The sequence below is a fragment of the Tardiphaga robiniae genome, assembly GCF_013359755.1.
GTDB lineage: Bacteria > Pseudomonadota > Alphaproteobacteria > Rhizobiales > Xanthobacteraceae > Tardiphaga > Tardiphaga robiniae.
The window spans coordinates 54,525-67,597 of sequence record NZ_JABMCJ010000074.1 but is presented as its reverse complement, the minus strand read 5'-3'; the positions used below and the strand labels follow the sequence as shown (position 1 = coordinate 67,597).

Below are 13,073 nucleotides of genomic sequence, written 5' to 3'. Positions count from 1 at the left end.
TTGATATCAGACGTCGCTTACGCGCCGGCGTTCAGCACGGTAACCGCACGGCGGTTCTGCGACCAGCACGAGATGTCGTTACACACCGCGACCGGACGTTCCTTGCCGTAGGAGATGGTGCGCATCCGGCTGGCATCGATCCCGCGCGAGGCCAGGAAGGTGCGAACCGACTGGGCACGGCGGGCGCCGAGCGCAATGTTGTATTCGCGGGTGCCGCGCTCGTCCGCATGACCTTCGATGGTGAAGGAGTAGCGGTTGTACTGCTGCAGCCACTGCGCCTGCTTGTCCAGGGTCGCGATCGCCTGCGGCGACAGTTCGGTCTGATCGCTCTCGAAGAACACGCGATCGCCGACATTGACGACGAAGTCCTGCTGGCTGCCCGGCGTGGCGGCATTGGCCATCGCGCCATCGCCACCCAAACCATTCTTGTTGGCGCAGGCGCCCATCGACAGCGCCACGGCCAGCACTGCAGCCAGTTTTAATCCCTGGAGGATACGCATCTGATGCTTCATTCCCGGAGCCTCCACGCTCACGCTTTACCCAACTGTCATTCGGTCTACAGGGCGTTGGTTAAGCGAACGTTCCGTCAACCTTGATGAGGTGTTGCCAAAACCGATCAAAAGCCACAGGCCGCGAAAAAGCAACGACGTGGTTAATGGTTGGCAAATGTGGCGCGACGGTGAAGGTTCTGAGAAAGCAGCTGGTTTTAGGCAGAATCCCGCTGCAGGGACTGCTGAGAAGTCAGCAATGACCGACGACGGGACTGTCGCCCCCTTCAGGTGCGGGGCAACACCGCGGCCTGGGCGATATGGAACTCGGATGAATGGAGATCCGGCGCCAGGGGCTCGCTCTTGCGCTCGAACAGAGCCCGCTGCTCGAAGAGACTGGAGCGGAAATGTGGGTAGCGCATGAAAATGCGTTCGCGCACCGCGGCGTAGTCGGCCGCCATCAGGCATAGCGGCTTGGTCAGCGTCGGATAGGGCCGCGGCTCGCACATCGGCGTCTGCAGGAAAACCTTGCGATAGAACGCGCGATGCTCGGCGCGCACGGTCGCCGTCCCTATATCGGCTTTGAAATAGCCGCAGGCGACATAGCCCAGCCGAACCGTCATATAGGGCAGTTCAGGAAACTTGGTGCGGTTGTTCGGGTCGGCCACGAAGCGGTTCGGGTCGACGATGATCTTCCCTTTGTCCAGCTCGGGACGCAGCAAGTCCCCGAATGCATCGACGGCAGGCGTTTCCGGATTGTCCGGCGTCGCTACGCTGACGCGCAGCGAACTGGCGAGCTCGCCATCAACGAATATCCCGAAAGTCCATGAATTCGGCAAATCATCGAAACGGTCGGCGAGACGGCGATCCGCCCGAGGCTCGATGGCCCCCTCATGGAGATAGGCTCTATAGCGCAGGCTATAGATCGCCTCTTTCTCAGCTTCGGTTTCGGCAAGACGGTAGTCAACCCGGTCGAGAATATCGCTGCGCTTCGAAGCTTCAGTCGCTTGATCGGCCGAAGCCATCATTCCGTCTCCTACGCACCAACGCCATGACTACGCGAGTAAGGAAAGGTTAAAGCTTTCTTAAAAGTTGTCAAAGGTTCTGCCACAATGTGGTTAACCCTTTTGGCCTATTCGGCGTGCGAAACGAATGGAAATGGAAATTCGAGAGTGTGGCCCGCGGCTGGTCAGGCCGGCGCGCGCGTGGCCTCGACATTGGCGCCGGGCTCGATCACGCGACGTCCGTGGGATGCGTCCAGGAGCTGCCTGATCCGGGTCGCAGGCACCGGGCGGCTGAACAGATAGCCCTGCGCCTCGCTGATCGTGCCGTCGGCACTGATCAACTCGAGTTGCTCGTTGGTCTCGATGCCTTCGACGACAACCGTCATTCCCAGATCGGCACTGAGGCGCGCAACGCCGCGCAGCAGCGTCAACGGACGATCCGTATCGATCCCTTCGAGGAATGAGCGATCGATCTTCACCTTCTGCAGCGGGAAATTGTGCAGATAGCTCAGGCTCGAATAGCCGGTACCGAAATCGTCGAGCGAAATCCGGCAACCTGCTGCGTGAAGCTGCGCGAGGGCATCGTGGGTCCACTGCGTATTACGCAGCAGGGACGATTCAGTGATCTCGATCTCGAGACGACGCGCCGGCAGCCCGGACACATCGAGGGCGTAGCGTACCTCGCTCAATACATCGCGCTGATGAAACTGCTGCGACGAGAAGTTGACGGCGACGCTGACCGCGTCCGGCCACTTCATGCATTCGATACAGGCCTTGCGCAAAATCCAGCGGCCAAGATCGACGATCAGGCCCATGTCTTCTGCGACGGGAATGATATCGACCGGCGAAACAGTGCCACGGACAGGATGATTCCAGCGCAGCAGCGCTTCGCAGGTCGAGATGCGTCCCGACTTCAGATTGACCAGTGGCTGGTAGTAAATCTCGAATTCTTCATTGGCGAGCGCCTGGCGCAGATCCAGTTCGAGCACGCGGCGCGCCTCGACCGTCTGGGCCATCTCGTCGCGGAAGAAGCAGAAGGTGCCACGGCCGGAGGCCTTCGCACGATACAACGCCATATCGGCGTTTTTCAAAAGGTTGTCAGCGCTGACGTCGGGTTCCGTCAACGCGATGCCGACGCTGGCGCCGATCTCGACCTGATGATTGTCGACCTCGTAGCGCTCACTCAGCCGTTCGACGATGCGACGCGCCAGATCGGCTGCATCATGATTTGTCTTGATGGCACGTTGGAACACGACAAATTCGTCACCTCCAAAACGAGCCACGAAGTCATCCGCGCGCAACATTTCGCGCAGCCGATCGGCGACCATGCACAACAGCTGATCGCCGCATGGATGACCAAGCGTATCGTTGACCTGCTTGAACTGATCGAGATCAACGAACAGCAGGGCCGACAGCGTGGATTGGTCCGAGCTCTTCAGCATGCGGCCGATTTCGTTCCGGAAACTGACCCGGTTCGGCAGCCCCGTCAATTCGTCGAAACGCGCCATGTGGCTGATACGCGCTTCGGAATTGCGGCGCTCGGTAATATCTTCAAGCAGAACGACCGTGCCGCCGCCGACCATCGGCTGAAACTTCCACGACAATGCACGTTCACTCTCGTGGGCATGATCAAGGGTCGTGATTTCGGCGGCCTTCGAGCTTTCAATCTCGGTGATGATGGTCATCGCGCTGGCGGACGACACCGTCCCCGCATTGACGCAGAGCGAGACGACTTCGCGAGCGGTCACGCCGCGCTGCACGAGATCCTCTGAAATCTCCATCATTGCGGTAAAGCGATTGTTGAGCACCGCCAACCGACCATCGGCGCCGAACATGCACAGGCCGTTGGGCATGTTGTTCAGCGCCGTATCGAACTGGCCGGCGATGGAGCCGACCCGCTCGGTGGCCAGCAGCGCCTTAACGTAGACGTCATGCAGACGAAGCGTGATCCGGCGCAGGCCGACAAAGAACAGGACGTTCAGAAACGCAAAGCCGATATAGTAGAAGTCACCGTGGATAATCAGCGCCAGCGCCATCGGACCGCACGCCAGCAGCACCTGCAACTGCGCGATCTTCGGACGGCCATAGGTTCGGCCGGCACCGGCCGCGATATAAGCGACCGTTACTGCCGTACCCAGCATATGCGCGACCGGATCATCGCTGCCGAGCAGAACGACCCAACACCACAGGCCCAACGCGGCTGCATAGAGCGAGCCGCCAACCATGTAATTGAATTCCCAGTGGATCGCCTCGTCAGGCGTCAGCGCGGTCTCGCGCTTTTCATAGCGGCTAAGCTGAAGGGCCCGCAAAGCGCCAATGACGATGATCAGGGCGGCGCATGGCCACAGCAAAGGGTTGCCGGTCTTCACCGCAGTCATGACTGCGCCGGTCCCGGCGCAGACCGCACCGGCCAGCATCGGAATCGGGTTTTCGAACAAGGAATCGACGAGCGCCGTGTAGATCGACGGCGACATCGATTTGCTGTTCGTCCGGTTGTGGTCGGCGAGCTGCATCGGGCGTAAATGCGTCCTGTTCAGGCGCACATTGGTACCGGGTCCTGATGAAGTCTTTCTGAGGGAACATCGTTAGCGAACTGTTTACGCATTCGCATAAACAGCAAATCTGCTCGTGATTTCAGCGCGGTGGGCAAAGTTTGCCGGGAATAGCCGGTAATCCGCCCGTCGCCGCCAATCGTTTGTTTACGATAGCAACGGCGACCAGGCCGGGTCGGACGCGAAGCCGGGCGTCGGGACCTTGAGTTCGTTACGACCCGAAACGTCGACCGTAAACAGGGACGGGCCCCCGCCCGTATCGCGGAAGAACATGATCACGCGGCCATTGGGCGCGAAGGTGGGACCCTCATTATGATAGCCGGACGTCAGCAGCCGTTCGCCGGACCCGTCGGGCTTCATGATGCCGATCGAGAACTGCCCGCCGCCCTGCTTGGTGAAGGCGATATAGTCGCCGCGCGGCGACCAGACCGGGGTCGAATAGCTGCCTTCCCCGAACGAGATGCGCTGAGCACCGCCGCCGGTGGCCGCCATCGTATAGATCTGCGGTTTGCCGCCGCGATCGGATTCGAAACAAATCCGTGCCCCGTCCGGCGAATAAGACGGCGAGGTATCGATCGCCGGCGTATCAGTCAGGCGCGTCGTCGACTTCGACCGCAGATCCATGACGAACAGGTTCGAATTGCCGCCCTGCTGCAGGCTCATGATGACACGCTGGCCATCCGGCGAGAAGCGCGGCGAGAACGACATGCCCGGGAAGTTGCCGACGACCTCGCGCTGGCCTGTCTCGATATTGAAGAGATAGACCTTGGGATCACCCTGACCGAATTCCATATAGGTGATCTCTTGCGTCGACGGCGAGAACCGCGGCGTCAGCACCAGATCCGCCCCGCGCGTCAGGTAACGCACATTGGCGCCGTCCTGATCCATCAGCGCCAGTCGCTTGACGCGGCGCTCCTTGGAGCCCGTTTCGTCAACGAAGACCACACGGCTATCGAAATAGCCTTTCTCGCCTGTCAGACGCTCATAGATTTGGTCGGAAATGATGTGGGCGATACGACGCCAGTATTCCGGCGAGGTGAAATATTGCTGGCCAGCCAATTGCTGACCGGTGGCGACGTCCCACAGCCGGAATTCGGCCTTCAGGCGACCATCGCCCTGCCGGGTCATGCGGCCAGTCACCAGCGCCTGCGCATTGACGGTCTTCCAGTTCACGAAGTTCGGCGGCGCGTCGATATTGATCGCCTTCTCGACGAAGGCGGCCGGATCGATCGGCGCGAACAGGCCGCTACGCTTCAGATTGTTGGTGATGACCTGCGCGACGCCGACGCTGACTTCGTTGTCGGCGCCGGTGCCGGCGGAGAAATTGGGGATTGCGATGGGCAGCGGCGCGACTTCGCCGCCCGTAACCTGTACACGCGCCTGCCCGAACGCTCGGCGCCCGCTTCCCAACATCAATCCGCCCATCAGTAAGGCAGAAGATATCTGACGACGTGAGATTAGTGGCCGCCCGCTTGATCTATCTTTTGGCATTTTTTCCAAGCTCAATAATCTTTATAATTGTCAAACGAGGGCCAGAACCAATTCCAACCAGAATTGCCTTCGTAGAATTGCTGGGGCAGGCGGTACGGCTGACAACCTATAATCGCACGAACAACGCCTTCCTGAAAGTTTCGCTCTTGGTTCGTCCGGGCCGACGACCTTACTGTTGGTGGAGTGGCCAATGTGCCGTCTTTGTTAAGACGAACGTCGAACTCAAGTTTCATTTTTTGAGATTCCGCTCCAGCATCTGTGCGCTTCCAACAACGCCCAACTTGATCCTGGAACATCGCGCTCCAGGTCGCAACGTTGTTCGCGGCATTGGCCTTGCTCAGACCGAGCGCCTCATTGGGATTGAGGTCGGACCCCGTCACCGAATTCCGGGTCGGATCGCGCTTGTCGATGAGCGCGGCGATCTTTGACTGATCGAACACGCGCTCGGCTTTTTTGGCTTCCGCCTGAGCCTTTGCTTCAGCCTTGGCTTTCGCTTCGGCGTCAGCCTTGGCCTTGGCTTCCGCTTTGGCCTTCGCCTCTGCCTTCGCTTTAGCCTGCGCTTCGGCCTTCGCCTTGGCGTCTGCCTGAGCCTTGGCATCAGCCTCTGCCTTCGCTTCAGCCTCTGCCTTGGCGTCGGCCACCGCCGCGACTTTTGCTTCCGCCTTGGCCTTGGCATCCGCCGCAGCTTTGGCTGCAGCCTCGGCTTTTGCCGCTGCTTCCGCCTTGGCCGCTTCGGCCGCGGCCTTCTCGTCGGTCTTTGGCTGTTCCTTCGGCGCAACCTCGGTGATCACCGGCGGCTTCTTGTCGTCGATCTTGCCGACGGTATCCTCGACCGGCGGCTTGGCCTCGGCGACCTTCTCCACTTTCGGCTTCGGATTTTCCTTCTTGCCGGTCTTTTGACCGACCATGGACTGGCTTTCGACGCTGATGTCGACCCCGACGGAATCCTCCGGCATCACTTCCAATGCCTTGGAAGAGAACGTGAGAAGTCCCCACCCGATCACGATGACGTGCAGGGCTACCGATGCGATGAGTGTCTTGTCGACCTTCACGATCAGATTTCCAATCCTGCTCCTGCCCAGATCAACCGGCTGTTCCACGAGCTTACGTCCCCTGCTCCGGCAGGATCACGATATTGGCCTTGAATCCGGCAGAGCGAACAGTGCCGAGCAATTTCATCATGTCCGTGTAACAGACGTCCTTGTCACCACGGAGAAACACGGTGTTGTCTGTCTCCGAACGCGTCGCCCGGATCGCCTTGATCTTGGCGTCGAGCTCACTCACCGGCACCAGGGCGTCGCCGACATACATTTCGACCGCCGAATTACAGCCACCGCCGGTGCGCTTCACCGACACGGTGAGCGGCGGAGCATTCTGCGATATCGACTTGCCGCCGCTCGCGATCGGCAGGTCGATATCGATGGTCGAGGTCATCAGCGGCGCCGACACCATGAAGATGATCATCAACACGAGCATGACGTCGACCATCGGGGTGACGTTGATCTCGGCCATGACGGCAGCACGCCGGCGCCCGCGCCGACCTCCGCCACCACCGCCCGAGCCCATATTCATCCCCATGACAGGGTGCTCACTTCAAGGTTCAATTCGTCACCCATCAGACGCGCTCGTCGATCTGGCGCGACAGGATCGCTGAAAACTCGTCGGCAAACCCCTCCAGGCGCTGGGCCTGTTTGTTCACTTCTGACGTGAATTTGTTGTAGAAAATAGTCGCCGGGATGGCGGCGATAAGGCCGATGGCCGTGGCAAACAGCGCTTCCGCGATGCCCGGTGCGACCACCGCCAGCGATGTGTTCTTGGACGCCGCGATCGCCTGGAAGCTCGACATGATGCCCCAGACGGTGCCGAACAGGCCGACGAAGGGGCCGGCCGAACCAACCGTCGCCAGCACCAGAAGGCGGCGCTCGAGGCGTTCGACCTCGCGGGCTATGGAAACGTTCATCACCTTGTCGATGCGCATCTGCAGACCGGTGAAGGAGCGCGCCTGGCTTTCGAAAGACCGCTTCCACTCGCGCATCGCCGCGACGAAACACGCCGCCATCGACTGCGTCGGCTTGGCGGAAAGCGCGCGGTACAGATCCTCGATGGACTCGCCGGACCAGAAGGCCTGCTCGAACCGGTCCATGGCGCGGCGTGTGCGCGCATACAGGAACATCTTGTCGATCGCGATCGCCCAGACCCACACAGAACAGCCCAGCAGTCCCAGCATGACCGCTTTCACGATCCAGTGGGCCTGCAGGAACAGCGCGATCAGCGAAACGTCGGATGAAGCCAGCGGCAGGGCTGACTGCGCCACATCGGCCGGATTCATGAACGGTATCCTCTCAACGCAAAAATCCTCAATTTGCCAGCGACTTGCTCATCGCTGGTGCCGCGGCCACGCATCGCGCGCGGCGCGGAACGCCAGTGCAATGTTCTTGTTGTGTCGCATGGAGGGCTTGTCCGAAGCCGAGCCCTAAATTCCCTGCCAACATGTCAAAACAAGGGCTTGCACGCGTTTCTGCGGCTTTTACCAGACGCCAGTCATGGTTAATGCGGAGTTACCAAAGCGTGTTTTGGCCGAGAAATGAAGCGGTATTCGCTTGTTCGTGAAGGGCCCGTGACAAAGCAAAACCGCCCGCCTGAATGATCAGACGGGCGGCGATGTCGGCATCGGGCGAAGGGGGCGCTACCGCCTGACGCTATCAGTTTGGGGCTGTTAGCCCTGCGGCTGATTGTTATCCGATGGCGGGGTCGGCTTTGGGCGGTGCTGCGCCATGAACTGGTCGAACTCTTCCTTGTCCTTGGCGTGACGCAGACGATCGAGGAAGTTCTTGAACTCGTGCTGTTCTTCCTCAAGGCGGCGCAGGGTTTCGACGCGATATTCGTCGAAGGCGCGGTTGCCCGAGGTCGGCGGGCCGAAGCCGAAGCCCGACCCGAAGCCTGAGCGCTCCATGCGGTTGCGCATGCGCTCCATCTTGTACTGCATCCGCTCCATCTTGTTCTCGAAACGGCCGTTACGATCCCAGCAACCCATTTTTCTGCTCCCGAGTGTGAAGAAGAGAAGTGCGAGGCCAACCGGCCACCAGATGATAAAACCAAGCACGATCAATACGATGTGCCATGGTGAGCGCATCTGGTAGGACACCCGATCATCGGCGGGTGGACCCCATCGATTGTAATCTGCAGCGTTGGCCATTTTCCTCTCCATCAGCGGCACCATGCCGCTTGTGAATGTAAATAACATTTACATACGTAGCTCACGGCCGGATTTTGTCAAGGCGACCGCAAGGGGGGCGCCGCAAATTATTTTGGGGCGGTTCCCCAAGGACCCGATTTGGGCGCTGTAGATGTGTCGGACTTGTGGACGTTTTGGTCGGTTGGAAAGCCCAGTCCGCGCAAATAAATCAGCGCGCCGGCCTCCAGCAGGTCGTCCGGCGACATCGGCAATTTGCGCCGCGCGGCATCGCCGCGGCCGAACAGCGAGGCCACGCCGTGCGCCAGCGACCAGATGTGCAGCGCCATCATCATCGCCGGCGGACGCGTCACACCGGGCGGCGTCAAGGCGGCCAAACGTTCTGCCGCCGCACGAATCACACCGAAGGCACGTTCTCCCGCCGCGGCCAGTTCAGGACTGGAATCTACGGGGATTCCGGATTCAAACATCGCCGAATAGAAAGCCGGTTCAGTGCGGGCGAAGTTCAAATACGCCTTGCCGATCCGCTCGAAGGCCGTGACCGTATTCGGACGGCCATCATCCCACGCCGCCGTCAGCACCTGCTCGAACTGCTCGAAGCCACGCTGCGCGATGCTGGCGAGGAGATCGTCGCGATCGCGGAAATGGCGATAGGGCGCAGCCGCGCTGACGCCGGCCGTGCGCGCGGCATCGGCGAAGGTGAAACCCGCGGGCCCCTTCTCCGCAATCAGCCCGAGCGCTGCCTGCAGCAGCGCCTCTTTCAGATTTCCGTGGTGATAACCGCGCTCGCCGCGGCTGTCTTTGCGCCAGCTCATGTGAAGGGCTTTAACATGAGCCGGGCCAAAAGGTCACACCAAAACGGTGTGACCGGCACAAATTCCCTCAACAAATCAACGCCCGCCGCATGCGGAAATCCTGCGGCAGGCACGCGGCCGTGTTGCGACACGACCGTTTCATGCCCGTCGCAGTGATTTTGCCTCAGCCGAGCCGCTTTGCGGTGGTCTGCATCTCCTCGAATCCCGAGGCGACGGCCTGCACGTCCTCCGGATAATCGGCCATTTCCTGCACCTGGCGGATCTCGATCACCTCGTTGGGCGTCGCCGGGCAGCGACTGGCCCAGGCGATGGCCTCGTCGCGCGAGGCGACGTCGATCATCCAGTAGCCGCCGAGCACTTCCTTGGACTCCGCGAACGGCCCGTCGGTCACCACCGGCTTGCCGGATGGAAAGGACACCCGCGCGCCCATCGATGGCGGGTGCAATCCGTCGCAGGTGATCAGCACACCGGCGTCCATCAGCGCCTTGTTATAGGCCATCATCGCGGCGACGCGCTCGACATCCTCCGGCACGGTGCCCGGCGTCGCAGTCTCATAGCCGCCGGGGATCATCAGCATCATGAATCGCATGGTCACTATCCCTATTGATCTCGTCGCTTATTTCTTCGCGGCTTGCGCGCGCAGACGCTCTTCCTTCTCGCGCAATTCGGGCGTGAGGGCGTCGCCGAAATCTTCGGCCGCAAACACCTGACGGATCTCGATCTCGTCGCCGGCCGCAAACGGCGCGCGCTTCATCCACGCGATCGCCTCGTCCTTCGAGGCGACATCGATCAGCCAGAAGCCCGCTATCAGATCGCGCGTCACATCGAACGGTCCCTGCTTCACCACTGGCTCACTGCCGGTAAAGACGATGCGCGCGCCTTTCGATGTTGGATGCAGCCCCTCGCCGGCCTGCATCACGCCGGCATCGCACATCTCTTCATTGAACTTGCCCATCGCGGTCAGCAGTTCCGTCGTCGGCATCACGCCGGCTTCGGTGTCCTTGTTCGCATGCACAATCACCATGAAACGCATCGGTCTCTCCTTGTTCACTAGCGGTCCATGGCCTTGCCCAACGAACCCTCTGTAACTAGACGAACGGGATTGTGCGGCACCGACACGTTTACGAAATAATTTCGGGAGCGGCACTTCTAGCCCGCCCTAGGCACGGCGAAATCCTCGCGTAAACGAGCGACGTACCCGACATAACTGACGGTACTCTTCGTTACAGGTCGAACACCGCTACATTTGCCTGCCCCGGAAACGAAAACGAATCGATTAAATCAAAAATGTCAAGAATAGTGATGAATGCATAATCGAGCATCATCGCAGATTCAGAAGCAGAAAGCTGCTTTTCAGTAATTAGGTTCATGGGGGTCGAGTGCAGCAACCTGCTCGTATAGGCGTAGAGAAAATTGTACTGTTCAATCATCCCGACGTCATTGGCGCGATCTTTCCAGTTCCAACGCACCTTAGACAAACGAAACATAGGTTCGCTAAGAATACTCCATTTCGCGCTGCAAAGTTTATCAAGACTCTTCTGTATTTCCGCGAGCTGTAAGAGCTGACGCGGCAACTCCTTCTCTCGAATGATGTTACATTGATATCCATAGCCATTGAATTTTGCTGCGCTAGCGTAAATGGAAAAGGCGCGACGCGCCTTATTATCAAGATCATCGGTCAAATTGCGGTGAGTAACCTGCGCTGCCTGAATTTCCTCGTCTGTTGGATTACCCTCCAAAACCGAAAAGAATGAAAAGTCGAGATTTTCTCCATCAATTCTCTCAAACTCGTGAAAGAGAGATATCTCGCTATTGGCCTTGGCTATGAACATTTCCGTATTTTGCTTTTGTTGCTTGAGAAGCTGCTCGTAAAACAGCAGCCCATACTCTCTTTCTCTGTTGAAGAGGCGAAGCCAAATAACATTCTCGAATAAATTGCGAGCGATTGCTAATAGTTCAAAAGTTCCAGGCTCAGCTTCCAGAGCGAACGAGCTCTTCATCTTGTCGAGAGTGCCAAGCTGGGCCTGAAGAATCCAAAAGACTGAAGAGTGATTTCGCTCCACTCCTTCAGGAAGAGATGGGCTTAAGAACTGCAACTTGCCCCGCACACGGGCTCGCACCAATGACTCACGCGCTGCAATCGTGGCTCGAATCTCCGCAACTACGTTCTTAGAGTTTGAAGTTAGCACCGCGCACCCCGCCAATTCTTCTCATGCAAATCTACAACGTTAATTCCACTATACACAGCCCGAATGAATCCTATACCACTCAAGCTATTCTTCGCGATTGGATAGTTGCGCAGCTCCGCATACTTCGGCTGCAATCTTCGCTTTGCCCCTTACCTCTTTTTATTCTTGCTGAAGAATGAGCGCTAAGATTTCCACTTCAAAAACACCCCATTCCTATGCGTCGCACCGAAATACACATCGATCGACCGGATGAGATCGCCCTGGAAGCCGAAGATTTCGGTGTTGCGAAAGCTCTTGCCGTCCTTCGCCACGCAACGATAGGTCACGAAAGCCACATCGCCATCGACCGCGATACGCTCAAGATCATGCTGCGCGATCCAGTCGGCGACACGCCAGCAGCGAACGAAATAGGTCGCCTTGTCGATCCCGTCATCGAATGGGCTCGTAAAGGTGAAGTCGTCCGTGAACGTATCTTCGACGGCCTTGCGGTCATTGCGCAAATAGGCTGCAAACAGGTTTCGAATGATCCCGGCCTTGTCGGCACTCATGATGCTCACTCCTGCGGAAACATGTGCGCGTATGGCTCCGCCTCCTTCACCACCCGCGCGAATGATGGACGCGCCAGCAGCCGGCCAAGATAGGCCGAGACGTTGCGATGCGCGTCTCCGAACGGATGCACCTTGTTCGCGTAGTAGAGCGCCGGCGCAGCCGCACAGTCGGCGAGCGTGAACGCTGTGCCCATCGCCCACACGTTCGTCGCCATCTGCCTGTTGATCATGCCGTAGGACGTGGTGAGCTGGGCCCGCGCCATGGCGACGCCATGCGGATCCTTCTTGTCAGCCGGCACCAGACGGTCGCCGACGATCTTCTGCGTCGGCGTGTGCACATAGAGATCATAGAAGCGATCGCGCAGCCGCGTTTGCAGGCCGGCGTCGCCATCGGGGATGAAACGCGTGCGGCCGGGAAAATGCCGGTCGAGAAACTCGATGACGATGGAGGACTCCGGCACGATCGCGCCGCGCGCATCGTCCTGCAGCACGGGGAATTTGCCGATCGGCCACAGTTTCAACAGCGCCGCACGCTCGGCTTCGTCGCCGAGATTGACCATATGCGGCGTGAACGGCGTGTCGTTCTCGTACAGCGCGACCAGCGTCTTCCAGCAATAGGACGACAGCGGATGGAAATGCAGTGTGAGGGACAAGGGAACCTCCTGTCAGGATGGATGAAATACATCGCCGCTGCATGAGCCTGGCGAATGACGTCAACCAAGGACGAATGGGCTCGACGCGTCCCGACAAGTATCGGCCTATTTTCGCGACAGGGGAGCCAAAATCCTTCCAT

Annotated in this window: 14 protein-coding genes; all 14 read right to left on the bottom strand. The window is 59.2% G+C overall.

Features of this window, described 5'->3' with window-relative positions:
• Nucleotides 1-17: 17 nt before the first annotated feature.
• On the bottom strand, nucleotides 18-512 hold the full coding sequence (pal, locus tag HP556_RS07065; RefSeq protein ID WP_175366426.1) for a peptidoglycan-associated lipoprotein Pal: 495 nt from the start codon (nucleotides 510-512) through the stop codon (nucleotides 18-20).
• 263 nt (nucleotides 513-775) lie between these two features.
• Entirely contained in the window at nucleotides 776-1,516 is a 741-nt protein-coding gene (locus tag HP556_RS07060) for an N-acyl amino acid synthase FeeM domain-containing protein (RefSeq protein ID WP_374725695.1), read from the bottom strand.
• 161 nt (nucleotides 1,517-1,677) lie between these two features.
• Nucleotides 1,678-4,005, bottom strand: a complete 2,328-nt coding sequence (locus tag HP556_RS07055) for a putative bifunctional diguanylate cyclase/phosphodiesterase (RefSeq protein WP_175366425.1) — start codon at nucleotides 4,003-4,005, stop codon at nucleotides 1,678-1,680.
• A 186-nt stretch (nucleotides 4,006-4,191) separates the two neighbouring features.
• Complete coding sequence (tolB, locus tag HP556_RS07050; RefSeq protein WP_175366424.1) at nucleotides 4,192-5,535, bottom strand: Tol-Pal system beta propeller repeat protein TolB; 1,344 nt, start codon at nucleotides 5,533-5,535, stop codon at nucleotides 4,192-4,194.
• Nucleotides 5,536-5,546: 11 nt separating this feature from the next.
• Nucleotides 5,547-6,635 carry a cell envelope integrity protein TolA gene (gene tolA, locus HP556_RS07045; RefSeq protein WP_338117542.1) on the bottom strand — a complete coding sequence of 363 codons (1,089 nt, stop codon included), beginning with the start codon at nucleotides 6,633-6,635 and terminating at the stop codon, nucleotides 5,547-5,549.
• Between the two features lie 4 nt (nucleotides 6,636-6,639).
• A complete protein-coding gene (locus HP556_RS07040; RefSeq protein ID WP_093759405.1) occupies nucleotides 6,640-7,113 on the bottom strand; it encodes a biopolymer transporter ExbD in 474 nt (157 codons plus the stop codon).
• Between the two features lie 37 nt (nucleotides 7,114-7,150).
• Nucleotides 7,151-7,864, bottom strand: a complete 714-nt coding sequence (gene tolQ, locus HP556_RS07035; protein ID WP_089261977.1) for a protein TolQ — start codon at nucleotides 7,862-7,864, stop codon at nucleotides 7,151-7,153.
• Between the two features lie 387 nt (nucleotides 7,865-8,251).
• Nucleotides 8,252-8,731: a DUF2852 domain-containing protein gene (locus tag HP556_RS07030; protein WP_089263604.1), complete on the bottom strand. Its 480-nt coding sequence runs from the start codon at nucleotides 8,729-8,731 to the stop codon at nucleotides 8,252-8,254.
• 107 nt (nucleotides 8,732-8,838) lie between these two features.
• Nucleotides 8,839-9,543, bottom strand: coding sequence for a TetR/AcrR family transcriptional regulator (locus HP556_RS07025; protein WP_092139180.1), 705 nt, complete (start codon nucleotides 9,541-9,543; stop codon nucleotides 8,839-8,841).
• 163 nt (nucleotides 9,544-9,706) lie between these two features.
• A complete protein-coding gene (locus HP556_RS07020) occupies nucleotides 9,707-10,132 on the bottom strand; it encodes a YciI family protein (RefSeq protein WP_175366422.1) in 426 nt (141 codons plus the stop codon).
• A 27-nt stretch (nucleotides 10,133-10,159) separates the two neighbouring features.
• Nucleotides 10,160-10,576, bottom strand: coding sequence for a YciI family protein (locus tag HP556_RS07015; protein ID WP_175366421.1), 417 nt, complete (start codon nucleotides 10,574-10,576; stop codon nucleotides 10,160-10,162).
• A 190-nt stretch (nucleotides 10,577-10,766) separates the two neighbouring features.
• Nucleotides 10,767-11,732: a hypothetical protein gene (locus tag HP556_RS07010; protein WP_175366420.1), complete on the bottom strand. Its 966-nt coding sequence runs from the start codon at nucleotides 11,730-11,732 to the stop codon at nucleotides 10,767-10,769.
• A 182-nt stretch (nucleotides 11,733-11,914) separates the two neighbouring features.
• A complete protein-coding gene (locus tag HP556_RS07005) occupies nucleotides 11,915-12,280 on the bottom strand; it encodes a nuclear transport factor 2 family protein (protein ID WP_175366419.1) in 366 nt (121 codons plus the stop codon).
• A 5-nt stretch (nucleotides 12,281-12,285) separates the two neighbouring features.
• Entirely contained in the window at nucleotides 12,286-12,933 is a 648-nt protein-coding gene (locus HP556_RS07000) for a glutathione S-transferase family protein (RefSeq protein WP_175366418.1), read from the bottom strand.
• Nucleotides 12,934-13,073 lie beyond the last annotated feature (140 nt).